General features: G+C 61.4%; 21 protein-coding genes and 1 riboswitch. Of the genes, 7 read left to right on the top strand and 14 right to left on the bottom strand.

What is annotated here, in order from left to right; translation table 11 throughout:
• Positions 1–53: 53 nt before the first annotated feature.
• Entirely contained in the window at positions 54–3,485 is a 3,432-nt protein-coding gene (locus tag PLANPX_RS11255; RefSeq protein WP_152098826.1) for an efflux RND transporter permease subunit, read from the top strand.
• A 56-nt stretch (positions 3,486–3,541) separates the two neighbouring features.
• Here the strand turns inward: PLANPX_RS11255 and PLANPX_RS11260 are convergent, their stop codons facing one another.
• Positions 3,542–5,146, bottom strand: a complete 1,605-nt coding sequence (locus tag PLANPX_RS11260) for an efflux transporter outer membrane subunit (protein WP_172991994.1) — start codon at positions 5,144–5,146, stop codon at positions 3,542–3,544.
• A gap of 481 nt (positions 5,147–5,627) precedes the next feature.
• Here PLANPX_RS11260 and PLANPX_RS11265 point away from each other — a divergent pair, with 481 nt between their 5' ends.
• Positions 5,628–6,992 (top strand): MFS transporter, encoded by a 1,365-nt coding sequence (locus PLANPX_RS11265; protein WP_152098828.1) that lies wholly within the window; start codon positions 5,628–5,630, stop codon positions 6,990–6,992.
• A gap of 345 nt (positions 6,993–7,337) precedes the next feature.
• Positions 7,338–7,988, top strand: a complete 651-nt coding sequence (locus PLANPX_RS11270; RefSeq protein ID WP_172991995.1) for a PEP-CTERM sorting domain-containing protein — start codon at positions 7,338–7,340, stop codon at positions 7,986–7,988.
• Between the two features lie 157 nt (positions 7,989–8,145).
• Here the strand turns inward: PLANPX_RS11270 and PLANPX_RS11275 are convergent, their stop codons facing one another.
• The 8 genes from PLANPX_RS11275 to PLANPX_RS11310 all read right to left on the bottom strand — a co-directional run bounded on the left by PLANPX_RS11275 (position 8,146) and on the right by PLANPX_RS11310 (position 17,455).
• Positions 8,146–9,126, bottom strand: coding sequence for a type II secretion system F family protein (locus PLANPX_RS11275; protein WP_152098830.1), 981 nt, complete (start codon positions 9,124–9,126; stop codon positions 8,146–8,148).
• Between the two features lie 2 nt (positions 9,127–9,128).
• Positions 9,129–10,091, bottom strand: coding sequence for a type II secretion system F family protein (locus tag PLANPX_RS11280; protein WP_152098831.1), 963 nt, complete (start codon positions 10,089–10,091; stop codon positions 9,129–9,131).
• Positions 10,092–10,136: 45 nt separating this feature from the next.
• Positions 10,137–11,465, bottom strand: coding sequence for a CpaF family protein (locus PLANPX_RS11285; protein ID WP_152098832.1), 1,329 nt, complete (start codon positions 11,463–11,465; stop codon positions 10,137–10,139).
• Positions 11,466–11,774: 309 nt separating this feature from the next.
• On the bottom strand, positions 11,775–12,980 hold the full coding sequence (locus tag PLANPX_RS11290; RefSeq protein WP_152098833.1) for an AAA family ATPase: 1,206 nt from the start codon (positions 12,978–12,980) through the stop codon (positions 11,775–11,777).
• A gap of 120 nt (positions 12,981–13,100) precedes the next feature.
• Positions 13,101–14,831: a type II and III secretion system protein family protein gene (locus PLANPX_RS11295; RefSeq protein ID WP_172991996.1), complete on the bottom strand. Its 1,731-nt coding sequence runs from the start codon at positions 14,829–14,831 to the stop codon at positions 13,101–13,103.
• Positions 14,832–15,019: 188 nt separating this feature from the next.
• Positions 15,020–16,120, bottom strand: coding sequence for a Flp pilus assembly protein CpaB (cpaB, locus tag PLANPX_RS11300; RefSeq protein WP_152098835.1), 1,101 nt, complete (start codon positions 16,118–16,120; stop codon positions 15,020–15,022).
• A gap of 179 nt (positions 16,121–16,299) precedes the next feature.
• Complete coding sequence (locus tag PLANPX_RS11305; RefSeq protein WP_152098836.1) at positions 16,300–16,875, bottom strand: A24 family peptidase; 576 nt, start codon at positions 16,873–16,875, stop codon at positions 16,300–16,302.
• 400 nt (positions 16,876–17,275) lie between these two features.
• Positions 17,276–17,455, bottom strand: a complete 180-nt coding sequence (locus PLANPX_RS11310; RefSeq protein WP_152098837.1) for a Flp family type IVb pilin — start codon at positions 17,453–17,455, stop codon at positions 17,276–17,278.
• A 232-nt stretch (positions 17,456–17,687) separates the two neighbouring features.
• Positions 17,688–17,779: riboswitch (cyclic di-GMP riboswitch) on the bottom strand.
• A gap of 425 nt (positions 17,780–18,204) precedes the next feature.
• On the opposite strand from PLANPX_RS11310, the gene PLANPX_RS11315 reads away from it, so the two are divergent.
• The 3 genes from PLANPX_RS11315 (at position 18,205) to PLANPX_RS11325 (ending at position 20,912) form a co-directional block, all read left to right on the top strand.
• Positions 18,205–19,035 carry a phosphatase PAP2 family protein gene (locus PLANPX_RS11315; RefSeq protein WP_152098838.1) on the top strand — a complete coding sequence of 277 codons (831 nt, stop codon included), beginning with the start codon at positions 18,205–18,207 and terminating at the stop codon, positions 19,033–19,035.
• 236 nt (positions 19,036–19,271) lie between these two features.
• Positions 19,272–19,847, top strand: a complete 576-nt coding sequence (locus PLANPX_RS11320) for a hypothetical protein (protein ID WP_152098839.1) — start codon at positions 19,272–19,274, stop codon at positions 19,845–19,847.
• 60 nt (positions 19,848–19,907) lie between these two features.
• Positions 19,908–20,912, top strand: a complete 1,005-nt coding sequence (locus tag PLANPX_RS11325; RefSeq protein WP_152098840.1) for a tetratricopeptide repeat protein — start codon at positions 19,908–19,910, stop codon at positions 20,910–20,912.
• A 144-nt stretch (positions 20,913–21,056) separates the two neighbouring features.
• Here PLANPX_RS11325 and PLANPX_RS11330 read toward each other — a convergent pair whose 3' ends face one another.
• The 3 genes from PLANPX_RS11330 to PLANPX_RS11340 all read right to left on the bottom strand — a co-directional run bounded on the left by PLANPX_RS11330 (position 21,057) and on the right by PLANPX_RS11340 (position 23,053).
• Positions 21,057–21,365: a hypothetical protein gene (locus PLANPX_RS11330; protein ID WP_152098841.1), complete on the bottom strand. Its 309-nt coding sequence runs from the start codon at positions 21,363–21,365 to the stop codon at positions 21,057–21,059.
• A gap of 31 nt (positions 21,366–21,396) precedes the next feature.
• Positions 21,397–22,281 carry a 16S rRNA (cytosine(1402)-N(4))-methyltransferase RsmH gene (gene rsmH / locus PLANPX_RS11335; protein WP_152098842.1) on the bottom strand — a complete coding sequence of 295 codons (885 nt, stop codon included), beginning with the start codon at positions 22,279–22,281 and terminating at the stop codon, positions 21,397–21,399.
• Positions 22,282–22,534: 253 nt separating this feature from the next.
• Positions 22,535–23,053, bottom strand: a complete 519-nt coding sequence (locus PLANPX_RS11340; protein ID WP_152098843.1) for a division/cell wall cluster transcriptional repressor MraZ — start codon at positions 23,051–23,053, stop codon at positions 22,535–22,537.
• Positions 23,054–23,367: 314 nt separating this feature from the next.
• On the opposite strand from PLANPX_RS11340, the gene queA reads away from it, so the two are divergent.
• Positions 23,368–24,429: a tRNA preQ1(34) S-adenosylmethionine ribosyltransferase-isomerase QueA gene (gene queA, locus PLANPX_RS11345; protein WP_152098844.1), complete on the top strand. Its 1,062-nt coding sequence runs from the start codon at positions 23,368–23,370 to the stop codon at positions 24,427–24,429.
• Between the two features lie 73 nt (positions 24,430–24,502).
• Here queA and PLANPX_RS11350 read toward each other — a convergent pair whose 3' ends face one another.
• A complete protein-coding gene (locus PLANPX_RS11350; protein WP_152098845.1) occupies positions 24,503–24,682 on the bottom strand; it encodes a Flp family type IVb pilin in 180 nt (59 codons plus the stop codon).
• A 305-nt stretch (positions 24,683–24,987) separates the two neighbouring features.
• Positions 24,988–25,317, bottom strand: a complete 330-nt coding sequence (locus tag PLANPX_RS11355; protein WP_152098846.1) for a HesB/IscA family protein — start codon at positions 25,315–25,317, stop codon at positions 24,988–24,990.
• Positions 25,318–25,390: the final 73 nt, after the last annotated feature.

The raw sequence follows: 25,390 nt of genomic DNA on the forward strand, positions 1-25,390 counted from the left end.
TGACGCACCGCCAGTTCTAAGTCCGTTCTCCCCACCCTCGCGACCTGTTTGCCATGTTAGCCCGATTCTTCATCGAGCGGCCGATCTTCGCCTGGGTGCTGTCGATCGTCATTTTATTGGCGGGCGGCGTTTCGGTGGTTACGCTGCCGGTGGCGCAGTACCCCGACATCACGCCGCCGACGGTGCAGGTGACGGCGTCGTACCCTGGCGCCAGCGCGCAAGTCGTGTGCGACGCGGTCGCCGCTCCGATCGAAGAGCAGGTCAACGGCGTCGAAGGCCTGCTCTACATGTCGTCGCAATGCACCAACGACGGCGCGTACAACTTGACGCTCACGTTCGAGCTTGGCACCGACCTCGACATGGCGACGGTGCTCGTGCAGAACCGCGTGTCGTGGGCGATGGCGCAACTGCCGGTGCAGGTGCAGATGCAAGGCATCAACACGAAGAAGAAGTCGCCGAGCATTTTGCTCGCGATCAATCTGATTTCGCCCGGCGGCACCTACGACGACATCTACCTGAGCAACTACGCCACGATCCAGGTGAAAGACGAAATCTTCCGCCTCGACGGCGTCGGCGACATCACCTATCTCGGCGAGCGCGACTACAGCATGCGGGCGTGGCTTGATCCGCAGAAGCTCACCAGTCGCAACATCTCGGTGAACGAGGTCATTTCGGCAGTTCAAAACCAAAACATGCAGGTCGCAGCCGGCACGATCGGCCGGCAACCGGTGCCGGAAGGGCAGCAGTTTCAGCTGACGCTCACCACGCTCGGCCGGTTACAAGATCCCGATCAGTTTGGCGACATCATCATCAAGACGAGCCAAGGGAACGACCAAACGGGTCGTCCCTCGACGCAGGTGGTACGGCTCCGCGACGTCGCGCGCGTGGAACTTGGCGCTCAGCAATACGATCAGATTTGCAAGCTCGACGGCATGCCGTCGGTAGCGTTAGCCATTTTCCAGCAACCTGGCTCCAACGCGATGAAGGTCGCCAAGGAGATCAAGGAAAAGATGGAAGAGCTCAAAAAGAGCTTCCCCGCGGATCTTGACTACCGCATCGTCTACGACACGACGCCGTTCATTCAGGAGTCGGTCAACGAAGTGTTCAAAACGCTTCGCGACGCCGTGATCCTCGTCGCCATCGTCGTGCTGTTCTTCCTGCAAGATTGGAAGGCGATGATTTTGCCGATGATCGACGTGCCGGTGTCGCTCGTCGGCGCCTTCGCCGTGCTCGCGGTGATGGGCTTTAGCTTGAATAACCTGACGCTGTTCGGGTTGGTGCTTGCGATCGGCATCGTCGTCGACGACGCGATCGTGGTGCTCGAGAACGTCGAACGGCAAATGGCGACCGGTCTCGACGCCAAAACCGCCACGATCAAGGCGATGGACGAAATCACCGGTCCGATCGTGGCGATCACGCTCGTGCTGTCGTCGGTGTTCTTGCCGAGCGTGTTTATGCCGAGCATCACCGGTCAATTTTACCGCCAGTTCGCGCTCACGATCTCCGCGGCGATGGTGATCTCCGCGATGAACGCGATGACGCTTACCCCGTCGCGGGCGGCGTCGGTCTTCAGCACCGAGCACGTCGACGAGCATGGCGAACCAATGCGCGAAGCGCTGCCGTGGTGGATCTTCTGCCTGTTCGGCGGGCTGCTCACTTACTGGCTCGGCGCCAACTTCCTGGGCGGCGTGTTCGGCCACGACGCGCCCCCTGCCGATGGGCATGGCGAAGGCGGGCACGGCTGGGGGATGTCGATCGCATACTTCGCCGTTGGCTTCGTCCTCGGCGGCTACGTCGGCAAGATGATCATCCTGCCCGTGAACCGCGTCCTGGCGAAGTTCTTTGGCGCGTTCAATCGGTTGTTCGATCGCATCACCGACGGCTACAGCAGCATCGTCAAACGCTCGATCCGCGTGAGCCTGATGGTGCTGGCGATCTACGGCGGGTTGCTCTATCTGACGGCTCACGAACTTGTCGTGGCGCCGAAAGGTTTTATTCCTACGCAAGACCAAGGCTATCTACTGGTGAACGTGCAACTGCCTGACTCGGCGTCTGTGCAGCGCACCGAAGCGGTGATGGATAAACTCGCGCAACTTGCGCTCGGCGATCCCGACGACCCAAACAAGCCCGGCATCCCCGGCGTGCAGCACATGATGTCGGTCGCCGGCCAGTCGGTGCTGCTCAGCGCCAACGCCAGCAACTTCGGCTCATGCTTCTGTATTTTGAAGCCGTTTGAAGAACGCCATTCGCACGACGAGTACGACGCGGTGGTCGCCGAGAAGTTGCGGGCGATCGTCGCTCAAGAAATCCCCGAAGCGCAAATCAACATCTTCCGCGCTCCGCCGATTCAGGGCCTCGGCACGTCGGCCGGTTTCAAGATGCAGATCGAGCAGCGTGGCTACATCGACTTGCACCAACTGCAGAGCGATGCCGACGAAATGGTGGCCGAAGCGGCCAAGAATCCTGATTTGCTCGGCGTCTCGACGATGTTCCGCGCCGAAACGCCGCAGATTTATCTCGACATCGACCGCACCAAGTGCGAATCGCTCGGCGTGGCGATGAACGACGCATTCACCGCGCTGCAGGTTTACATGGGCGGTTACTACGTCAACTTGTTTAACGAGTTCGGCCGTACCTGGCAGGTGAACCTGCTCGCTGAGCCGAGCTTCCGCACGCAGGTCGACGATCTCAATCAGCTGTACGTCCGCAATCGCCTCGGCGACATGGTGCCGCTCGCGACGCTCATGCAAGAGCAAGACGTCGGCGGGCCCGTGATGGTGAACCGCTACAACATGTACGCCTCGGCGTCGATTCAGGGGCTTCCCGCTCAGGGGACCAGCTCCGGCACGGCGATGGAGATGATGGAAGAGCTCGCCGATAACCTCGGCCTCTCTTTCCAATGGACCGAAATTGCCTTCATGCAGCAGGAACCAGTTACCGTCGGTACGTTCGAAATCTCCGCCGGCCTCGTCGGCATCTTCGTCTTCGCGCTCGGAGCCATCCTGGTCTTCCTGGTGCTCGCGGCGAAGTACGAAAGCTGGAAGCTGCCGTTCTCCGTGATCCTCGTCGTGCCGATGTGCTTGCTCTGCTCAGTGACGGGCATGCTCATCGCCGCGATGCCGGTCGACATCTTTGTGCAGATCGGTTTCATCGTGCTCGTCGGTCTCGCGGCGAAGAACGCAATTCTCATTGTCGAGTTCGCTCACCAACTCCATTTGGAAGGCAAGCCGCTCGACGAAGCGACGGTCGAAGCGTGCCGCTTGCGGCTGCGGCCGATCATCATGACCAGCTTCGCGTTCATCCTCGGCGTCGTACCGCTGGTGCTCGGCACCGGGGCAGGGGCCGAGATGCGGAACTCGCTCGGCACGGCCGTGTTCAGCGGCATGATCGGCGTGACGTTCTTCGGCATCTTCCTGACGCCGGTGTTCTTCTACGTGATGGAACGCTTCGGCCGGAAGAAGAAGGCCGCGGAGCCACCCCACTAGTAGCAGTGCCCAAATAGCCGGACCGCCACGCGGTCCGGTAGTGGCTCCGTCACACGCTAAGAACCGAGTTCTAAAGCTACCGGTTGCACAAGCGAAGGCCCGCCGCGCGAATCAGCCGCCGGGGGCGTCGGCACGACCGGCCCAGGACCTGGCGCAGGCAGCGGCAAATTCTCTGGGTGATCCGACTCTGTTGGAGCCTGGTCCACGCCCGCTCCATCAGTTGGCGGCAGCGCCACGGGCCCCTGCGACGCTTCGAGCCGAATCTGCCAACCGCCGCCGAGCGCGCGGTAGACCTCGATCAGCCCGAGCGCAATATCGCCTTCCGCCTGAGCATACAGATCTTGCTGCTGCACCAGGTTCTGTTCAATGAGCACGACGCGATTGAAGTCAATCATGCCGAACTCGTACTGCTTGAGCGACACGTTGGTCGCCCGCACCGAGGCGTCGACGCTCTCGTTCAGGAATCGCGCCTGCTCCTGCGAACGCAAGAACTGCACAAGCCCCGATTCGACTTCGGCGTTCGCCTTCAAGACCGTGTTCTGGTAGAAGGCGATCAACTCAGCGAGGCGCGCATCTTGCGCCCGTACGGCGTTGAGCAACCGGCCATAGTTGAGGACGTTCCACTGGAAGCTTGGGCCGATCGTCCCCTGCAGCGCGTCGCTTGTGAACAGGTTGCTGAATTCTTTCGACGACACGCCGACGGCGCCGGTGATGCCAATATGCGGGTAGAGGTCAGACTCCGCGACGCCGACGCGAGCGCTCTGCGCGGCGACTTCGCGTTCAGCCCGCCGCACGTCGGGCCGCTGCGTCAGCAAACTCGCGGGGATGCCCACGGCCACCGCTGGCGCCGCCGTCGGAATCGCCCCTTTGCCGATCATCCGATCCAAATCGGTCGGCGGAATGCCCATCAAAATGCAGAGCCGCAACTCGGCCTGCCGCAGCGGAATTTCTAGCTGTGGTTCGAGCGCCTGCGTCTGAGCGAGGTTGCTCTTCGCCTGATCGACGTCGAGTTCGCTCACCATGCCGCCCGAGAATTTCGCGCTGACGATCTTCAGCGTCTCGGTTTGCAGCGTTGCATTCGCCCGCACGAGTTCAATTTGCTTCTGGAACGTGCGGACTTCGACGTATGCCGCGGCGACGTCGGCCAGCATTGTCACCAGCACGTCGTCGTAGTTTTCCACCGACGCGTCGAGATCGGCGTCAGCCGCTTCGATCGCCCGGCGATAGCGGCCCCAGAAATCGAGTTCCCAACCGAGGTTGAAGCCACCTTCGTATTGATCGAAGAACCGGTCCTGCAGGAAGCCGGTGTTCGCTGCCTGATTGCTCATCGCGTTGCGCGAGTAGCCGCCGGCGACGTCTTGCTGCTGCGGGAAGAACTCGCCGACGGTCACGGCCCGTACGGCGCGGGCTCGCATTACGCGGAAGCCCGCTTCACGCAGCGAAAGGTTTTGATTGACGGCGTTGTTGATCAGCGCATCAAGCGCCGGGTCGTTGAAGACGGTCCACCACCGTTCGAGGTGGGGCGATTCCTCGCGGATGCGAACGTCGGCGGCGTCGATCCAGTCGGCCGCCACCGGGGCGACTGGCTTATTATAGTTAGGGCCGACCTTGAAGCCGTTCTGGACGTACTCGCGCATCGGCGTGCAGCCGCACGTCGCCACGAGCACACCCGTCAGTAACGGCGATCGCCGAAATCCCCCCCGCATCGGTCGAACGTCCCCCCCGAGACTTCGTCGATTGGCGTCAGCTGCACCGCGACCTGCTGGCCGCGCGAAGAGTGCGCACCTGTACCGCCGTTCGTCACTATCGGCACGACCGCCAGAGTCGATCTAGTTTTTCGCCAGTGGGGAGCCGGCTGCTGGCAGGACCGCGCCCGGGCGGACGGGGGGGCGCGGCGCCGGTAAGCCGCGCAGAACACGCCATCTATTCGCATTGCGGAATTGAGGCGGGCTCTTAGAATGCGGAAGTCAACGCTGGCAGCCAGCGGCGACCCGGCCAGCAAGCCCTCGTTTGGCCGGCATTCCCACGGCTCGGATTCTCTCCCTTGAATCATCTTCAGCGATCCGTTCGCCGCTCCGCTCGCGTGGCGGGAGTCAGTCTCGGCAGTCGGCCAGCGGTATTCGCCGGCGAGGCGGGCAGCCGATGAGCACTGCTCCCGACGACGATCCCGAGTCGCTCCTTACGGTCGTTCCGCCGGAGCAGATCCCCGTTCCGGCTCCGGTGCCCGAGGAGGTCACGCACGTTGGCGTTACCTTACGGTCGAAGATCGGCGTGAAACTCGCCATTGTGATGTTCCTGCACCACTTCTCGGTAGGAGCATGGATCGTCACGCTTAGCAGCTATGTCAACGCGAACGCCGGCGACGCCGGGCTGGCGATTTTTGCCGCTGGCTTCGTGGGCAAGGTCTACAGTGCGGGCCCCTTGGGCGGCATGATTTCCCCGTTTATCACGGGATTTTTAGCTGACCACTACTTCTCGACTGAGCGGCTAATGGTGCTGCTCAACATCGGCGCCGCGACAGCCCTCTACGGCGCGATCAACGCCGATTCGCAGTCGACGTTCTACTTGGCGGCGCTCGCCTACCACGTCTGTTTTATTCCGAGTTTCGCCTTGGCGACCTCGATGGCGCTTCACCACCTGAAACAGCCGGAACGCGACTTTCCCGCGATCCGCGCTTGCAGCACTTCGGGGTGGGTCACCGCCGGATTTTTCGTCGGCTGGTTTTGGCCTTGGATGACGGGGAGCTCGATCGAAGCGACCGCGACCCCCATGAAAATCGCGATGGTCGGCCAACTAGTAACGGCAGCATTTTGTCTCGTACTCCCCCACACGCCTCCCACCAATCGGCAACCGGCGGGGCAGGGGGGAGGATTCTCGCTGGCGGCCACCGTCGACCTCCTAAAAAACCCCCGCTTCCTGTTCCTACTCGCCTTGGCCGTGCTGGCGCACGCGCCGCCGCAGTTTTACTATTCCTATCTGAACGTCTACCTCAACACCTGGATCGATATGACCGACACCGCCGCCAAGATGGCGCTCGGGCAGGTCGTGGAAGTCTGCTGCATGATTTTCCTGCCCGCACTGCTACTGCGGATCAGCGTGAAAACCTCGATTTTGATCGGCTTGGCGATCTGGACGCTGCGGCTTTGCATCCTGTCAGCTAGCGCCTCGCCCGAGATGTGGGGCCGGACGGGCTGGATCTATTTCGTCATCCTGATTCACGGGTTCGCGTTCACGCTGGTGTCGATTTCCCTGCAACTCGACGTCGACCGCTGCGCCGGCCGGAAGCGGCGGGCGACCGCTCAAGGATTGCTAGCAATGTCGATGTCGGGGTTCGGCTCGTTTATCGGGGCAGAGATTTCGGGCGAAGCTGGCGCCCGCTGGCTGCCTGCGGAATTGGAGCAAGCTACCGCGGGCGGTTGGCATTCTTTCTGGCTCCTGCCAGCGGTTCTGATGGGCGGGGTCTTCTTCATCACGGCCCTGTTTCTGCCGCAAGACAAGAAGCAGTAATGGCTTAGCGATTTCGGAACCAACCGTTGCACACCGCCACATCGGCTTACGAGATTTTCACCTAATTTGGTAAGCGTTAGGTTTGCACTTTCCCGAATTGCTGATACAATCGACACCAAGGGTCGGACTACATCTTGCTTATCATCCGGATCACGCGCTCGGGCAACAGCGCGTCATTACATCGTTGAGGAGAGCGTTCTAATGATGTTGAGAACTCGAAAAGCTTTCTCGGCAAGCGCCGCTGCGCTTGTTCTGGCCCTCTTGGCCTTCGCCCCAGTAGCTCGGGCGGCTTCTATCAACTACGGGAACTTCGGCCCAATCGCGCCGGGGCTTACCTTCACGGCTGTGACCGAGTCCTCTGGCACTGATGTCGTGCCGCTGTACGGTCCTCCGGTTCCATTCGTCACTGGGCTCGACTTCGACCCCAAGAGTTTTGTCGCTTCGGGCGCCGGCGGTTCTGCCGACATTACCGACGGGCAGATGAACTTTGGGGTTTCCGGCCAGGTGAGCGGAAACAACATCGTCGCGATCGGCGGCATCAGCCTCAACGAAGGCGGTGATTACACGGTCGTCGGTACCGGAACGGCTGCGACTCAAGTGGTCGGCGGCGCCATCCTCGCCGTGAAGGTCACTGAGATTGACGGCGTCGCGGTCGCCCCGATTAGCCTGTCGCCAACCAATGCGTCGGTGACTTACAATCTCGTGGCGAATGCCGGCGTCGTCAAACCATGGTCGCTGGGAGTCTTCGTCGACGTCGAAGCTCAACTGACCACGCTTGGCGTGCCATTCGTCGTTGGCGCCACCAAGGCTGAGGTCGTGATCAACAATCAGTTGGTCGCCATCAGCGAGGCAGCCAGCGTCTCCTTCATTGCGAAGAAAGATTTTGTGATCGGCGTTGTGCCGGAGCTTGGCACCTTGCCTGAGCCGGGCACGCTCGGCATGGCCGGCCTCGCCCTCTGCGGCATCGGCGCCGTTTCCCGCCGGAAGCGCAGCTAAGTTGCCAAACGCTGCTTCCTGAACAGATCTCCTCAAAAGGCCTCCTTCGTTTGAAGGAGGCCTTTTTTTATTGTCCGAAACGCCGCCGCAATGCTGCCTCTGCCGGTCCCTGAGCTGAATCGCGGCAATGAGCTTCGACGAACCTTCGGCGTTGCGGTTACTGGGCGCCCATCGTCGGGAACAACTCGTTGACCATCGTGATGGCCGCCGGCCCGACGAGCACCACGAAGATCGCCGGGAAGATGAACAGCACGAGCGGGAAGATCAGCTTCACCGCCGTCTTCGCGGCCTTCTCTTCGGCCAGTTGGCGACGCCGCGTCCGCATCGAATCGCTTTGCACGCGCAGCGCCTGAGCCACGCTGGAACCGAATTTATCGGCTTGAATCAGAATCGCCGCGAGCGCCTTCAAGTCGTCGACGCCCGTGCGCGACCCGAGATCGTGCAGCACTTCAGTCCGCGCGCGGCCCATCTGCAACTGCATGTTGCTCAGCGCGAATTCTTCCGAGATGACCTTGTAGGTCTTCTTCATTTCATCGGTGACCTTCCGCATGGCTTGGTCGAGACCGAGGCCGGCTTCCACGCACACCACCATCAAGTCGAGTGCATCCGGCAGGCCGTAGAAGATGTTGTCTTGCCGACCCTTTCTGATAACCCACAGAATGACTTCCGGGAGGTAGAAGCAAACGCCGGCGATGATGCCGGTGTAAGTGAGCGCATCTTTGTTGACGCCCTTGGTGAGCAGCATGACGCCGCCGCCCAGGAAGAAACCGGCCCCCAGGGCGAGAATCTTCAGCGACCAGTACATCTGCGGCGCGTTGGCGCCGCGGAAGCCGGCCATATTCAGCTTTTCGCGGACTTTGCTAACTTCGGCCTCGGTCTTCGGCTGCAGCGGAGCCGAGAGCGCGGGTGACGCCTTCTCCAGCACCTTCGAGATCGCGCCGACTTTGCTCGATTTGCCGCTCAGCAGATCGCTCTTACGCGAGTTCGGTTCGCGGTACTCCTCAAGGCGCTGCTCAGCGCGCGGCTTGCTGCGCGACATCGTGTCGAGCACCCACCACGCGACGGCGGCGACGGCGCCGAACACGGCCATCTGCGTGATCGTCGATTGGCTGACCAAAGCGGCGAGTAGTGGTTCCATTGTCAGACTCGAATGTTGATGATCTTGCGGATGACCAAAGCGCCGACGAACTGCAGGATGATGCCTCCGATGAGCATCTTCTTGCCGAGTTCATCGGTGAACAGGACCATCAAATAGTCCGGATTCATCCGATATACGGCGAGGAACAACAGCGGCGGCAATGCGAGCAACACGATGCCCGACAAACGGCCTTCGCCAGTAAGGGCCTGCACTTGACCCCAGATTTTGAACCGCTCGCGGACGAGCGTGCCGATCTTGTCGAGAATTTCCGCTAAGTCGCCGCCCGTCTGGCGTTGCAGAATCACGGCGGTGACGAAGAACTTCAAATCGAGATTCGGCACCCGTTCGGTAAGGGCGTCGAGGGCTTCTTCAAACGGCAGGCCCAGGTTTTGCTCTTCGAACACGCGGCCGAATTCTCGTCCGATTGGTTCGGCCATCTCCGTGGAGACAAGACGGAAGCCCGCTGCCAAGCTGTGACCGGCGCGCAACGCCCGTGAAACAAGTTCCAGGGCCTCGGGCAACTGAGCAGCGAACTTGCCCAACCGCCGTTTACGCATGAACATCAGCCACGCCATCGGCAACAGCGCGAAGCCGAAGCCAACGACGGGGGCAAAGGCATAGTGGACGCCAACGTAGGCACACGCGAGAAACGCCACGAATCCAAGTGCGGCGGAAATCGCCACGAACTTCGTCACCGACATATGGACGTCGGCCTGGCTAAACACACGCGGCAGATTGAACCAACGCGAGACGACCGATTCCAGGAAGCCTTTGCCGGCGCCCCGTTCTTTGGCCAATATCTGCGTTAGCTCGGCGAGCGTGCCTTCGCCGCCGCCCTTGCCGGTCAGCGTGTTAAGCCGCCCCTCCATTTGCGAGATCGACTTGTCGCGCATCAGCGCCGCGATCGCGACGACGAGTAGCGTCACGCCGACGAACACCGCGCCGATGATCAGGATTGTAAGCATGAACGTCTCGCTGACTTAGGAATGGCTCTTCTGCCGACGGCTCGATCAATCTCGGAGCATGATCCGTTCGCGGAACACGCTCGCGGGCAATCGGACGCCGTGCGACTCGAAGCGCGGAATGAACGACGGGCGGATGCCGGTTGCTTCGAACCGACCGACGCCGCGGCCGTTCTCGTTCACGCCTTCGAGAACGTACTTGAAAATGTCTTGCATGATGATGGTGTCTTGCTCCATCCCCATGATTTCGGTAATCGCAGTCACCTTACGCGGCCCGCCCGGCAGCCGGTTGACCTGCACGATCAAGTCGACGGCGCTCGAGATCTGCTGCCGCATCGCTTTGATGGGCATTTCGAAGCCCGCCATCATGATCATCGTTTCCAAGCGAGCGATCGCGTCGCGCGGCGTATTGGCGTGGCACGTCGTGAGCGAACCTTCGTGGCCCGTATTCATCGCTTGCAGCATGTCGAGCGTTTCCGGACCGCGACACTCGCCGATGATGATCCGGTCTGGCCGCATACGCAGACAGTTGCGCACGAGGTCGGTCGCCGTGATGCGTCCCTTACCTTCAATGTTCGGCGGGCGCGTTTCCAGCCGCACGATGTGTTGTTGCTGCAGCTGCAGTTCCGCCGCGTCCTCGATCGTCACGATGCGGTCGTGATTCGAAATAAAGCTTGACAGCGTGTTGAGCAGCGTCGTCTTACCGGAGCCGGTGCCGCCGGAGATGATAATGTTCAGCCGCGCCTTCATGGCGCCTTCGAGCAGCATGACCATTTCGGGCGTCATGCTTTTGTAGTTCAACAGGTCTTCGAGCTTCAGCGGATTCGAGCCGAACCGCCGAATCGTCACGCTCGGGCCGTCGAGCGCGAGCGGCGGGATGATCGCGTTCACGCGGGAGCCGTCGGGCAAGCGGGCGTCGACCATCGGGCAGACTTCGTCGACGCGCCGGCCCACCTTCGAGACGATGCGGTCGATGATCTGCATCAAATGCTTGTCATCGCGAAAAGTCACGGTAGATCGTTCGAGCTTGCCGCCGTTTTCAATGAAGATCGCCTTCGGGCCGTTGATCATGATTTCGCTGATCGCCGGATCCTTTAGCAACATTTCAAGAGGTCCGAGTCCGAAAGTTTCGTCGAGCACCTCGTCGATCAGCCGGTCGCGCTCGTTGCGATTGAGGAAGGTGTCTTCCGTATCGCATAAGTGTTCGACGACGAGACGAATTTCGCGGCGCAGGACTTCGCCTTCGAGGTCGCCGATATGCGACAGATCCAATTTATCGACGAGCTTGGAATGGATCCGCTGCTTGAGCTTCTCGAACTCGGCTTCGCGATCTTTATTGGCGGGCTGCTGTTGAGCCTGAGTAGCGAGTCGTGTCATGGCGGTCGTCTTTTGCTACAAGCTGTTCCGGGAATGCGCACGATCCCCGCATGCGTTGGGGAAATACCCCGCGCAACGCCGCTGGGGCGTCAGAAAAGGATAGTTCACGCTGGCGGCCCATGGCGCAAACCCGCAGCCGGCGGAGAATTCGCGGCAGATCGCACAAGCGGAATGTTCCGCGTGGAGCGATTGAGTGGCCGTAGGTCAGGCGTTCAGCCTGACAGAAGCGCCGGCAAGGCTGGCGCGTAATCAAGCGACCCGCCGTCGGGCAGGAATGCCCAACCTACGCATCGGGCAACAATACCCAGCCTACGAGCGGCTCGACCAGAGATTGAGCCAACGCCGACTCTTGCCGTCTCCGGCTCCTTCGTCGTCGCTCTTCTTGCCGCACAGCGAGTCGGCCAACTGCCCGATCGATTGCGTGATCGCAGCCTTCGGAGCGTGCTGCAGCAGCGGCACGCCGTTGTTGCGCACCTCGACCATCACGCGGTAGTCGTTCGGGATTTGCCAATAAACGTCGCGGCCGATCGTATCGCGGGCCTTCTTCAGGCTGATCTGGCCCGAGTCCTGGCCGTAGCGGTTGACGATCACCTTCGTCTTCGAACGCAGGCCTTCGTCTTCGTCGAAAGTCATCAGCAAACGGACGACGTTTCGCAAGCAGGGCAGGTCGAGCTGCGTCAACATCAGCACGTCGTCGGCCGTGCGGAGCGCGAGCATATCGAGTTCGCTGAAACTCTTCGACGTGTCGATCACCATGTGGGTGAACGACGTTTTCAGCAGGCCGAGCACCCGCTGCAGTTTGTCGGGCGTGATCTGTTTGATCTCGTCGAGCTGCATCGGCCGCGGCAGCAAATGGACGCCCGTCGAATGGACGGTCAGCGATTTGCGGAGCAGCGTCAGGTCGAGGCGCTCGACGTTCTGAGCGATGTCGGCGAGCGTATATTCGGGGATCGTGTCGAGGAAGACGTCGTCGTCGCCCAGGGCCACGTCGAGATCCACCAAAACGACGGAGTTGGCGGGATCCGCAGCTAGGGCACACGCCAGATTGACGGCGACGCTCGATGAACCCACGCCCCCCGTCGCGCCGGCGACGGCGAATACCTGGCAACCATCCTTCGCGGTGGGCGAGGCGTTGCCGCTCGATTGCCGCTTCACGCGCTGCAGCGCGGCCGAAAGATCTTCGGTCCGCAATGGTTCCGTGAGAAACTCTTTGGCGCCGGCCCGCATCGATTCGAGAATCAAGCGGCCGTCGGTCGAGCTGCTGGAAACGAGGATCGAGCAATTCGGCGATTTGGCGAGCGTTTCTTGGATCAGTTTCACCGCCCGCGGCGGGTCGCTGTCCATGGCGATGAAGCCGATGTCGGGCTTCGTTTGTTCAACGACGTCGACGAAAAAGGCGTACCGCGAGCACTCCGCCTCTAACCAGACGGTTTCCAACCCCAAGAGAACCGATTTAAGGTTCTCGCGTGAGGCGTCGTTCGGGTCGACGATCGCTATCCGCAGTACGTTTGCCATGCCCAGTTGCTGACTAGGGTCATTGCTCGACGGCTCCCACTCACACGGCAGTTGGCCGGAGCGGAATCGACTATCGAGTCGGTGACCTGCTTGGAGCCCTTCTCTCCGAGCAAAATTAGCTTATTTCTGCACGTCGTAGCCGATCGGCCCAATCAATCCCGGAGTACTTGTCGCTCGAGCCGACGTTTGCCGAACCTGGTTCGGTTGGCGCTGATTAACCGGGCTGTAGTGGGCCGCTGGCGCCGCCCGGAACTGCGGCCCTTGGATGCTCGCCGCCGGGTCGGGTAGCGTAGCAGGGGCAAGTTCCGGTTGTAAGGGCTGTATCGGCATGCCGCCGGAAGGCACGGCCTGAATTGGGCCCTGGTAGATCTCGCCTTCGTACTGCGGTCCAGCGTTTTGGTAGTTTTGGCCACGATAGACTTGGTTCGGAGCCATTCCGCCGCCGTCGGACGCCATCGCTGGGCCGCCCCCGGAGCCACCGCACGGACCGAAGCCATTCATGTTGCAATCGAGGCCCGGAGCGTTGCAGTAGCAGGGATCGCTCGCTCCGCATGGACCGCAGGCCGGAACTTCGAGCATGCCTTTGCAATAGAGTTCGCCGCCGGACGGAGACATCGTTTCCATGCCCGGTCCGCACAGCGGGACTTCGTGCGGATCCATCGCTTCCGCGAACTCAGGAGTGACAAGGATCAAGAGTTCGATTTCTTCGACCTCTTCTTTCACCTTACGGAACGCTGCACCGACGACCGGGACGTCCATCAAGTAGGGCAGGCCGCGGCGTTGGGCTTTGACGCGCGTCTGCTTCAGACCGGCCAAGGCCAGCGTTTGTCCTGCCTGCATTTCGACGCCGGTGTCGACGTAGCTGACCTTCGTCCGGAACAGTTCATTTCCGAGCGGCACCGTATTGTCGATCTCGCTGATCTTCGGGCGGACTTCGAGCCTGATTCGGCCGTTGCCCATGACGATTGGCAAAAAGTCGACTTGCGTACCGAAGTCTTCCGACTGGACGGTGCTGCCAGAGATGCCGTTGTTGATTTGGAAGAAGATTTCACCGCCCGCGTTGAAGGCGGCAGGACGACCGCTCACCGTCACCAGCGTTGGATTGGCGAGCGTCTTCACCAAGTTGTCTTGCTGCAACGCTTCCAGCGTTCCAAGGAACTGCGTGTTGCCGTTGACGATGTCAAACGTCACGGTGGAACTTGGCGCGACGAAGGTCTGTCCGCTGCGGTTGATCGAGGTCAGCACGCCCGACGCCGTTTGCGTCAGGAAGCCGCCCGTGCTACTCAGGTCGAAGTCGAAGCCCAAGCTGCGGAGCTTGGTGCGGTTGACTTCCATGATCTTCACCTTCAGCAAGATCTGCTGAGCTCCCCCGACGGTGATGTTGTTGACGACCTTCGGGGCGTAGTCTTCCGCAAGTTGCCGAATCGTGCTGACGATTTCCGGCCGATCGACCTGACCTTCCAGCACCAGGCTGTTAGTCAGACGAATCACCCGCACCGACGACGATGGAAACATCCGCTGCAAGTTCACCTCAAGCTCGCGAACATCGCCGAAAATCAGCAAGTCGACGGTGTAAATCTCGCCGTTCTCGTCCCACAGGTTGATCTGCGTCACGCCAGGCTTGCGCGCCGCGATCTGCACTTGCGTATCGCTCACGGGCGTGGCGGTCACCAGATCGGGATTGTTGACGACGATTCGCGGGATCCGCGTCCCCAGCGTCAGAATCTGGCTGGTGTTAACCGTCATCTCCAGCCGCTCGTTGGCCTGCGACAAGTTGCGCACTACCGAGGCGCCTTGCTGAGCAAACGCGGGCCCCGCGAGCGTCGTGTTCGTCAACAACGCCACTGCCATGACGAGTCGAATGCCAGAACGGCGTGAGAAACGAGTTAAGTACATCCGTGTACATCCTTCGCAGGTGGAGGGCAGGGGAGCGAGAATCCGCTCCTCCCGACCCCGGCTCCGGAACGTCCTTGTTCCGCAGGATTTGTCGATCTAGCTCTGGCCGGCCGGGCGTCGCAGCGACGACGCGCCATGCCGGGCTACTTACTCAATTTCAGATCAATCGGGAAACCAGCCGGCGTCGATGCATCGCCGGTATCGGTCGACACGGGAGCCGGAGCAGGCGCCGGTGCGGCTGGCGCGGTCGCGAACGGACCCGCTACCGGTAACGGCAACGTCGTCTCAGGCGTGTTCGTCTCGCTGATCGGATCGCCGTTCTCCGAGAACTGCACGGTCGAGATTTCGTTCGGGTAGATGATCTTCATCTGGAACTGCGGCTTCTTCGGTTGCGGGTTCGAAGCCGCGGCCGCCGCCGCGCTGCTCAGCGCCTGCTGCATCAGCGATTGGAAACCAGACATCGCGCCGTCGGACGGTTCTTCCGTCGCGGCGGCGTTTTGTTCGTTCTCACGATTGTTCGTGGTGCTGCGGCCGAATAGCTCGTCGGCGCCTTGCTCGGAGTCCTCGACGACGGCGTCGTCGTCAGGATTGCGCGGGATGAGGCTGATTTCGCCCATGTTCTCCGCGAGGTTAATCCGGTTTGCCTGGGCCGGCGTCACGATCAGCGAGACTGTCTTCGCGACGTTGCGGGCTTCTTCGCCGTCGGTCGATTTGTCGATGGTTTGGTCGACCGCGTAGACGCGGATGTTCTGCAAGAAAATCTTCGTAAAGGGGCTGGCGATCCCGTGTTCGGGGTTCGCTCGCACGAAGATCTGCACGTCAACGCGATCGCCAGGGCTGAGCAAACCGGCGGCGCTCTTGCGCGCATCGACCTGAATTGTCTTCAGCCGCATGCCGGCCGGCACGCCTTGGATCGGATCGCTGCGCTGCCCCTTGGCCAGCAACTTGTTGTCCAGCAGGGGTTCGCCCTGGTAGATATTGCTGCGCGGACGACGATCTTCGAGCTCTTCCCACTTGGAAATCGCGCCGAGCGGAACCTTGTCCTTCGGCCATTCCTCAAGGGCGACCATCTTCTCCGTCAGCGGGTCGCCGACGTTGACGTTCTTGAGAGCGACGTAGATCGGCGCCGTTTCCACAGCCGCCGGGCGATTGCTGCCGTCGAGAACCTGGCTAATGCCAATCGACGCAACCAGGCCGCAGCCTAGCGCAAGCGCAAGCAGAATTAATGATTTCGGACGCATCATACCCCCCTGGCATGAAGCGATAGACGTTCACCGGCAATGCGCCGGCTTACAATCCGCGCCTCGTCGTTGTTTTCGGCGCCCTCGTCACAATCGGTTCAATCTAAACTTCCGACAAAGGCCGAATCGCCGAGTGCTAGCGGCGATCCAGGCCTTGTTCGGTCGTTTCGTTGAGTCGTTACCTAGACCAGCATCCCGGCCCACGCGAAGTAGGCGATCGAGCCGATGGCCATCGGAATTCCATAAGGCAGCAGGAACATCCGCGGCTTTCGCTCGGCGGCGATGGTCGCCAGCTGCTCAGGGTCTTTGATCGTGGTGAATTCGTTAAGGATCGAGAAGAACTGAGTGCGGTGCTTCTGCCAGGCGCCTTGCGACAGCACCATGCCGACGGCGATCACGCCGCCGACGATAGCGGACACAGCGAAGGCGTACAGGGCGACGGTGGCGCCCAACCAGGCGCCAACGCCAGCCATCAGTTTCACGTCCCCTGCGCCCATGCCGCCAACGGCGTAAGCAGGCAGCAACACGGCCAAGCCGACCGCCGTACCGCCGAGGCTGTAGAGCAACCCTTCCCAGCCGGCGTACGGCGAGAAGAACGTGCCGTAAATCCAGCCCGAGGCAATCATCGGGAAGGTGATCCAGTTCGGCACCTTGAGCTCTCTGCCGTCGATGATAGCGGCGACGACGAGCGTAATCGTGACGACCCAGCAGGCCCAGTTTTCAGCCAAGCGAGAGCCAAGTTCCTGATAATCGGACATGTCGGACTTCCCTATCAGTGCTGCGGAATGATTCGGATTGTTGTCTTACCAGCGCGGCGTGAACATCACCGCGGCGAACGCGGTGAACGCTGCGAAACCGTAGCATGCCAATTGAACCGCGCTGCGAACGACGTCTTCGGGCAACAAGCTGAACATGGCAGAAACTCCGGAATCAGCGATTCAAACGTCCTCAGCCGACAAGGAGAGGGCGCGCCGCTATACAAACCTAGCTCATAAAAACGGCAGGCGTTCCGGCTGCGCGCCGCCGGGGAAAATCAAAATCACTCCAAAAAAACCAGCCAATTTGGCCGCGCGCAGAAAAAACCTCTCGGAACGCCGGAGCGTTCCGAGAGGGTCGTTGACGCAACTGTGATCTTGGCGTCGTCAGACGCAGATCAGATTAGGTGCCGCCAAGCTGAGTGGCGACCTTGTTGAACGTGGTGTTCGCGTTGCTGCCGATGGCGCCAATCGCCGTCAGACAGACGATCACGATGAGGGCCAGCATCACGGCGTATTCGACCGCGGTGGGGCCATCTTCCGACTTGAGGAAACGTTGTACCTTCAGAGCGAGATTCTTCATAGCATCCTCCGATTCTCGAGCCGTCGACCTTTGAAGTCGACCGCGCTCTACTGGTTGTCGAGAGCCGTAACGCTCTCGGTGGTTGGTTTGGACAGTTGCCTCTGTTCGTCGCCGAACCTAGGAGCCTGCTTACGTTGCCCCCGTCCAAACCGAAAAAAGTGAAACGATAAGTTTTCCTGCGTCACATCTCGGTGAACTCATTTCGTTGCGCCGCTGCTACGACGCGGATCCCTTCGGCGGCCGAGCTAACGTCAACTTGCTTTCGCAAGCCGCCGTCCTCTAGCTTTGCGTCCCGGCCTTGCGACCGGTTTGCCTTTATCGAGGATGAAAACGCAGCAGGCTCGGCGTCATACGCCTCTTCGCCCGGCTTCGTCCAATGAAGCGTCCGGTGAACCCGGAACCCAAGAGAAGAGAGGTCATTCGCCGGCGAACGCCTGCTTGCATTCGCCTTCGAGTCGCCGCCGCTTGCACGGCTTTGACTCTGCATGAAACCTATGTCGAGTTCTCAGGGTGTCAAAAGAAAATGCCCAGGATGCTCCCGATTTCAAACTCTTCCCTGTCGTTACAACCGGCCCCGCCGAACCAACCCGATCCAGCTACCTCAGAACCGCTATATCCTGAGCACGCGCGCCCCTCCGCGACCTAAGATTGGGGCGTTAGCGGGCCGCATGGCGGAACGATTGGCTGCGCTATCTACGCTATTTGATTGACGGTCGAGAGTAAGAGAGTAAGAGAGTAAGGGCGAAGTAATGCTTGCGACGGCGTTGGCTGCGGCTGCAATGATCTGGGCGCTAGGCGTCCCGTTGCCCAACGTCTGGCTTCCGCTCGCGGCCAGCGCCTTGCTGTGGGCCGTCAGCTTGAAGTGGCAGCCGAATTTACTACGCGGCCTCGCCACGTTAGTCGCGTTCTCCGTCTCTTTCACGCTACTGATGGAGGCCGCGGCGTTCGCCAAACTTCCTCTCGCCGACGGCACGCTAGCATCAATCGACGCCGCGCTCGGGCTCAGTGCCCCAGGCTTGGTGGCTTGGGTCGCGAAGCATCCTTGGATTGCGCTGCTGATGAAGTGCGCATACTTCTCGGTGATGCCCCAGACCTGCCTGCTGATTTTGATGAACGCCGAGAAGCCTGAACTATGGGTCTTCCTGCGGCGATTCTTTCTGGCGGCGCAGATTTCCCTCTGTCTCTTCTTTTTCTTCCCGGCAGAAGGCGTGGAGACATGCCTCTCGCCGCCCGTGATGGCGCGCTTTCACGCGCTCCGCGGCGGGGCGCCCCTCGATTGGCAGCAAGCCCAAGGGATTGTCACCTTTCCCAGCTTCCATGTGGCTTGGGGGCTGATCCTTCTCGCCTCGTTCTGGAATTCGCCGCTCCGCTGGCCAGCGGCGGTGCTCAACGGACTGATGATCGCCTCAACCGTGACCACGGGCGGGCATTACTTCATCGACGTCCCCGGCGGCGCTCTCGTCGGCCTCGTCGCCATCCTGCAACCGAGCACGGCCACTGCTCCCGGCGCCTGGGTGAGCGGCGTTTGGAAGCAATTGACGAGGCGAGTTGCGAAACTCCCTTCAGCCGGCACTGGTTGACGCTCCCTGCGACGATCGCCAGTCGTTGCTGCCATTGCTAGCGGCGTGTGCCGACTTTGATGTCTGGGCAACTCCTAGCAGTCTCGCAAAAAGCTGGGCAGCGACCTTCCGGTTCGTGTCGATACTGACGACGGTAACGCTTCCACGGCGGCTTCGCGCCGACGCAGCGCTATCCCGACTGCCTTCGAACACCTCGGCCGTTGGCCTCGCCACGTCCCGCTCCGCAGGATCGATCGATGAAACACTTCGCCGTTTGGACCGCATTGCCGGCCGCGATGCTGCTTGCCGCATCAGCTCAAGCTCAACAGTGCGCTCACCGGGGCGGCGGATGCGTCGTCGGGCCGAATCATCACTACACCTGCGAAGAGGCGTACTACCAAAATTCGATTTGGCCCCGGCAGTATATTAGCCCGGCTCGCCGCGGCATCTGCACGGCGTTCGACACGATGACGACCAACGGCTGGCGTCGGCAGAACTTGCTGGGCCCGTACCACTTCGAAGCCGACGGCGTCCAACTCAATGAAGCCGGCCGCTTGAAGGCCGAGTGGGTGATGACGCAGGCGCCGCCACAGCAGCGAGTGCTCTACGTCCAGCGGGTCGCCAACCAAGAACGTACGGCAGGCCGAGTCGAAGCGGTGCAAGAATACCTCGCCAGCATCCAGGGCATGGGTGGTCCTGGCGACGTCCAAGAAACATTGGTTCGCGACGACGGCTATCCGGCCGGCATGGTCGACGCCGTGTTCACGGGCTTCAAAGCCAACCAGCCGATTCCTGCGCTGCCGGCCGCCGGCGCGCTCGAATCATCAAACTAACGCCGACCGCTCTCCATCCCTTCGTCTGCCGATACGACCAACCGTTCAGGGAACGCCACCATGCGAAAGTTTTGGTTCGCAAACTGCATGCTCGCGGTCGCCGCTCTCGGCTGCTCGAGCACGAACGGACCCGGCGTTTCCGGCGGTTACGTCTCGAAGGGGGGACCGCCCGGTGCGCCTGGCGCCGTCATCGCCGAGGCGGGTTGGACCGATAAGTTCGTCGCGTCGATGAAAGAGTACTCGCCAAGCATGTTTGGCGACGCAAAGCCGAACGCCGTCGCCCCCGCTGCTCCGTCGAGCGACGTGCCGTTCGACCCGAAGAAGGCGACGCCTGAACTTCACGTCTCGCTCGCTCACTTCGCGCATCGCGCCGGTCAGATTCCGCAAGCTCGTCAGCACTACCAGAAAGCGCTGGCGATGGACCCGAAGAACCTCGACGCCTTACTGGGCGCCGCACGGTTGGAAGATCGCGAAGGACGGCTCGACGTCGCGCAAATGCTCTACGAGCGCGCCGCCAAGGCTCATCCGCAGAGCGCCACCGCGCAGAACGACCTCGCGCTCTGCTACGCCCGCCGCGGCGATCTGCCGACCGCGGCCCGCGTCCTCGACCAAGCCGTCCGGTTGGAACCGCGCAAGGCTCTTTACCGCAACAACTCGGCCAAGGTGTTGGTTGAGATGAATCAGGTGAAGCCCGCCATGGATCACCTCATGGCCGTCCACACGCCGGCCGTCGCCAACTACAACATGGCCGTCCTGCTGAACGACCGCGGCCGCAGCGCCGAGGCCGTGCCGTTCCTGTCTCAGGCGACTTCACTCGATCCGACGATGCAGCCGGCTCATCAAATGCTCGCGCAACTGACGGCGCCGATGACGCCGCAATACGAGCACTCGATCGTCGCTCAGCAACAACCTGCAATGCAGGCCCCCGCGGCTGACGGCGCTGAATCGATCTTGCCGACCCCCGAAGCGGTCGCCGCAGTGCCGAACACGCCGTGGATCGCCCCCGCCGCTGCCACGCAGCCTGCGGAATCCGCGCCGATGTTGCTCCCGCCAATCAACCAATAATGCAAGAACGGGGCGAGATCGCCCTGGCCCTGGGCTCCGCCCGGGGGGCGGTAACCATTCCGATTGGCGTCGCGTCGCGTACTGCGACCCCCGGGCGGAGCCCGAGGCTAGAAATGCGATGCAGCGGGTTGCAATCGCACTACCTTATCGCGCAGACGGCGCGACAAACGTCGGCTGAGCAGCGCTGCTCGGCTCGGCGGTCGCACTCTCCGTTAACGGCGCCTCAAACGCCACGGCGTCGACTTGCCCGTCGACAAGCACTGGCGTCGCCGCCAGCGGAGCGACTTCGATTGGCGCTTCAGCAATCAGCGGAGCCGAAGCACGCGGGCTAATGCCATGCTTCGCTTCCAGGATCCGGTAGACGATCGTTGCTGACAGCAGAGCGAGCAACACGCTTAGAAAGCTGACGCCAATCACCGCGTCGCGGCGACTGATTCCATCTTGTTGATCCATAAATGATCCGTGGGGTTTCCGTCCCGCTGCACTACACCGACGTTCGCTCGGCGACTCGCAACTTGGCGCTGCGAGCACGCGGATTTCGACTCGACTCCTCCTCGCTGGCAATGATCGGCTTCCGGGTCACCGCGTTCAACCGGTCATCTGTTCGAAACGCTTCCTTGACGATTCGATCCTCCAGCGAGTGGAAGCTTATGATCGCAAGTCGCCCGCCCGGCTTCAAGTAGTTCGGCAGCCGCCGTAGTGCCGACTGCAGGGCGTCGAGTTCGCCATTGACGGCAATTCGGAGGGCTTGGAACGTTCGCGTGGCCGGATCGATGTTGTGGCCGCGGCTGCGCGGGACGCAACTTCGTACTAGCTCCGCTAGCTGTGCGGCGGTCTTGACCGGATCGGTTCGTCGCTGCTCGACGATCTTGCGCGCGATCCGCCGGCTGAAACGCTCCTCGCCATAATGGTAAATCACGTCCGCCAAGTGTTCTTCACTCATGCGGGCGATCATCTTCCATGCCGGTTCGCCGTTGTCGGCGTCGAATCGCATATCAAGATCGCCGTCGGCCATGTAGCTGAAGCCGCGGTTCGGGTCGGCGAGCTGATCGCTCGACAGGCCAAGATCAAGCAGCACGCCGTCGACGGCGGCGACGCCGATCTCATCAAGAACTTCAGGGATGTCGGCGTAGCTGGCGTTTGCGACGGATACAGGTAGGCCGGCCAGCGTTTCGGAAGCGCGCTCCACAGCAACGGCATCGAGATCAACCGAGATGACGCGACCGGCATCGCCGACTCGCTCAGCCAGCGCCCGCGTGTGTCCGCCGCCGCCTAGCGTACCGTCGACGAAAACGCCGCCAGCGGCAGGGCGAAGCTGTTCCAGCACTTCATCGAACAGAACTGGAATATGGACGGTCGCATCATTCATCGCTCCAGCTTAATGGCTGGCGCGGGCAATAAAAATGCCCCATTCCAAAGCACGTCCCTGCGCCTTGGATGAGGCCGCGGATTGGAGCGACGAATTTCGCCGATCCAACCCAATTTCCGCTCCGTGACATCCATGCCGCGAGCGGATCATCGAATTCCCCAAAGGCGACGCCAGACTGTGGCCTCGCCAGCGTCGCCCCAGGGAAATCGAAATGAACGGTGGTCGTGGTTCCTCCACGCAGGTCTGCTGTTCGTTACCGCGGCGCCCGCGGCATCGCCTCGTGGGGGCTCTCTTCCCCATTGGGAGCGTTGTTCTGTTGCAAGAGCTGCGTGGCAGCCCCGCCCATTAGCGCTGCTTCCGCCAGTTGCTCGTACTGTCCGTCGCACTGGGCGACGTAGGCCTCCCAGCGGTCGGCGGCCCAAACTTCGATGTGATCGCGAACGCCCACGATCATCGCCTCGCCGCTGAGCTTCGCCCAATGGATCAGTTCTGTCGGAACGCGCAGCCGCCACTGTGAATCTGGACTAACTGTCGCCGACTGAGAGAAAAACAGCCGGCTGTAATCGCGAACTTCCCGAGTCGCGGGAGAGGTCACTGCCAAACGATCGGCCAGCGCCGCAAACGCTGCGGGCGGGTAAATAGCCAAGCAGCCATCCAGCCCGGGAGTCAAATAGAGCGGCCCATCGGCCGCCAATTGGTCACGGAGAGGTTTGGGAATCGCCAGCCGCAGCTTGTCATCGAGGGCGCGACGATACGACCCCGTAAACAGCATGACCTGGCCCCCATTTTTCCCCAATCATCACCAACGGTCCCCAAGATACCCCCGCTAAGCCACTCGTCAACGCCGAACTTCCCCCTTCCGCGCGAACGACGAACGGCAGACGGAACCTTTCTGTTACTCGTGCAACGAGTTACGGCCGATCGCGAAATTTCAAAATTCGCCGCCGCGCTCGTTCGCGGCGCCGGCAGTGCTGATCGAGCGGCGCGACCGGCCGGCGATTGCGGTAGCCGGTAAACTATTGCCCGGCATATACTTGCACGTTTTCGATCTGTTCGCGTTGCTTCGTCTGCAGGAACTTGCCCCGCATGGAACCTTGGTTCGATTACGATCTGCCCCAAGAACTCATCGCCCAGGAGCCGCTCCACAATCGGGTCGACGCCCGTTTGATGATTGTCGACCGCGCGCGGGGCACGATCGATCATGCCCATATTCGCGATATCCCTGACTTCATCCATCGCGGTGATCGAGTCGTTTTGAACGACACCAAAGTGATTCCAGCCCAGCTCCGCGGCAAACGCATCGAGACGGGCGGCCAATGGCAAGGGCTGTTCCTCGGGTCGACCACGGAAGGGGACTGGAAGCTCGTCTGCAAGACGCGTGGGCATTTGAAGGAACCTGAAGCGGTTCATCTGCTCGATCGCGAAGGCCGCGTCGCGGCGAAGCTCTGGATGGTCGAACGGCTCGACGACGGCCAGTGGCGGGCTCGTCTCGACGAACCCATCGAGACGCTGGCGTTGCTCGAACGCGTCGGCCGCGTGCCGCTGCCGCCGTATATCCGCGACGGCAAGATGGTCGACGCCGACGTCGAACGCTATCAAACCGTGTTCGCCCGCCGGCCCGGTGCGGTGGCGGCGCCGACGGCGGGGCTCCACTTCACGCCCGACCTGCTCCGCTCGGTCGCCCAGCGAGGCGCCGACGTTTCGGCGGTGACGCTGCATGTCGGCATGGGAACCTTCCGCCCGATCGCCGTGGAGAACCCAGCCGATCACCCGATGCACGCCGAGTGGGCGGAAGTGACCGCCTCAGCCGCTCGCGAAATCTGCGCCGCCCGTGCCGCTGAAGGTCGCATCGTCAACGTCGGCACCACTGTCGTCCGCACGCTAGAAACAGTAGCCGCGGCTCAACGAGCCGCCGGAGCCCCCGACCTGGTGGCGCCCTGGCAAGGCGAATCACGCCTCTACATCCGCCCGCCGTACGAATTCCTGGCTACCGACGCGATGGTCACCAACTTTCACTTCCCGCGGACGACGCTGCTGCTACTTGTGCAGGCGTTCGGCGGCGTCGAACTCATCCGGGAAGCCTATGCGAAGGCGATCGAGCAACAGTATCGCTTCTATAGCTACGGCGACGCGATGCTCATCCAATGACAAGCGTCGCATCGCCGTGGCGTCTCTAGAAGTTAAAGCTCGTTGGAGCTGGCTGTCGCCGATCGCAAACGCGTTACGAACCCCAAACGCTCGACAGATTGGCAGCGGAAGTGTTGAAGCTTTCGCCTGTCCGTTGAGCCAGGGCCGTGACCGACGTGATGCAGACCCCGACAATCAGCGCTAACATGACGGCGTATTCAACGGCCGTGGGGCCATCTTCTTCCGTCAGGAAGCGTCGAATGAAGTCGCGCATGGGACACGTCACAAGAAAAGGGGGAAAAGAGGAGGGGATGTGCAGGACCGCAGGCATTCGCCTTCAATCCCGACATCTAAACTCTATGTCGCACCCGGCCGTGTGCCGGCGATTGTTTGTGGGAATCGCAGACTTTTGGAATTATTTTTCGTCGCCGGTCCGTTTGTAACGCCCCGTGACGATCAAGGCATGATCGGCCGCTTGCCCCTTAGCGCGAACGCCCCAATGGCCGCTGCGCAACAAAAAAGGGCCCGTCCCGCAGGACAGGCCCTTCGTGTCTGATTCGCTTCTCGCTGCCGATGCGTTTAGGCCTGGAACGAGCTGCCGCAACCGCAGCTCTTCACGGCGTTCGGATTGTCGAACGTGAAGCCACGGCGATCGATGCCTTCGTAGAAATCGACCGTCGTGCCGTCGAGGTAGAGGGCGCTCTTCTTGTCGACGACGACCGGCACGCCGTGGAACTCGTACTTCGCATCGACCGTTTCGTCGAAGTCCTTGGCAAAGCCCAGGGCATAGCTGAAGCCGCTGCAGCCGCCGCCGGCGACGCCGACCCGCAGCACGTGGTCTTCGTACTTCTGGGCTTCCATGATCCGCTTGACTTCGTGGGCTGCTTTTTCGGTGAGAACGATGCTCATGGGAGACCCCTTTTTCCGTCTTTCGATGACTTTAACAAGCCGCCCACGCGACGGGGCGGAGATTTGCTTCATT

Source organism: Lacipirellula parvula (assembly GCF_009177095.1).
GTDB lineage: Bacteria > Planctomycetota > Planctomycetia > Pirellulales > Lacipirellulaceae > Lacipirellula > Lacipirellula parvula.

Bases quoted from the DNA above. Each gene is read 5' to 3' on its own strand.
- PLANPX_RS11255 (WP_152098826.1), top strand. From the start codon at position 54: ATGTTAGCCCGATTCTTCATCGAGCGGCCGATCTTCGCCTGGGTGCTG.
- PLANPX_RS11265 (WP_152098828.1), top strand. From the start codon at position 5,628: ATGAGCACTGCTCCCGACGACGATCCCGAGTCGCTCCTTACGGTCGTT.
- PLANPX_RS11275 (WP_152098830.1), bottom strand. From the start codon at position 9,126: ATGGAACCACTACTCGCCGCTTTGGTCAGCCAATCGACGATCACGCAG.
- PLANPX_RS11280 (WP_152098831.1), bottom strand. From the start codon at position 10,091: ATGCTTACAATCCTGATCATCGGCGCGGTGTTCGTCGGCGTGACGCTA.
- PLANPX_RS11285 (WP_152098832.1), bottom strand. From the start codon at position 11,465: ATGACACGACTCGCTACTCAGGCTCAACAGCAGCCCGCCAATAAAGAT.
- PLANPX_RS11290 (WP_152098833.1), bottom strand. From the start codon at position 12,980: ATGGCAAACGTACTGCGGATAGCGATCGTCGACCCGAACGACGCCTCA.
- PLANPX_RS11295 (WP_172991996.1), bottom strand. From the start codon at position 14,831: ATGGCAGTGGCGTTGTTGACGAACACGACGCTCGCGGGGCCCGCGTTT.
- cpaB (WP_152098835.1), bottom strand. From the start codon at position 16,120: ATGATGCGTCCGAAATCATTAATTCTGCTTGCGCTTGCGCTAGGCTGC.
- PLANPX_RS11305 (WP_152098836.1), bottom strand. From the start codon at position 16,875: ATGTCCGATTATCAGGAACTTGGCTCTCGCTTGGCTGAAAACTGGGCC.
- PLANPX_RS11310 (WP_152098837.1), bottom strand. From the start codon at position 17,455: ATGAAGAATCTCGCTCTGAAGGTACAACGTTTCCTCAAGTCGGAAGAT.
- PLANPX_RS11315 (WP_152098838.1), top strand. From the start codon at position 18,205: ATGCTTGCGACGGCGTTGGCTGCGGCTGCAATGATCTGGGCGCTAGGC.
- PLANPX_RS11320 (WP_152098839.1), top strand. From the start codon at position 19,272: ATGAAACACTTCGCCGTTTGGACCGCATTGCCGGCCGCGATGCTGCTT.
- PLANPX_RS11325 (WP_152098840.1), top strand. From the start codon at position 19,908: ATGCGAAAGTTTTGGTTCGCAAACTGCATGCTCGCGGTCGCCGCTCTC.
- PLANPX_RS11330 (WP_152098841.1), bottom strand. From the start codon at position 21,365: ATGGATCAACAAGATGGAATCAGTCGCCGCGACGCGGTGATTGGCGTC.
- rsmH (WP_152098842.1), bottom strand. From the start codon at position 22,281: ATGAATGATGCGACCGTCCATATTCCAGTTCTGTTCGATGAAGTGCTG.
- PLANPX_RS11340 (WP_152098843.1), bottom strand. From the start codon at position 23,053: ATGCTGTTTACGGGGTCGTATCGTCGCGCCCTCGATGACAAGCTGCGG.
- queA (WP_152098844.1), top strand. From the start codon at position 23,368: ATGGAACCTTGGTTCGATTACGATCTGCCCCAAGAACTCATCGCCCAG.
- PLANPX_RS11350 (WP_152098845.1), bottom strand. From the start codon at position 24,682: ATGCGCGACTTCATTCGACGCTTCCTGACGGAAGAAGATGGCCCCACG.
- PLANPX_RS11355 (WP_152098846.1), bottom strand. From the start codon at position 25,317: ATGAGCATCGTTCTCACCGAAAAAGCAGCCCACGAAGTCAAGCGGATC.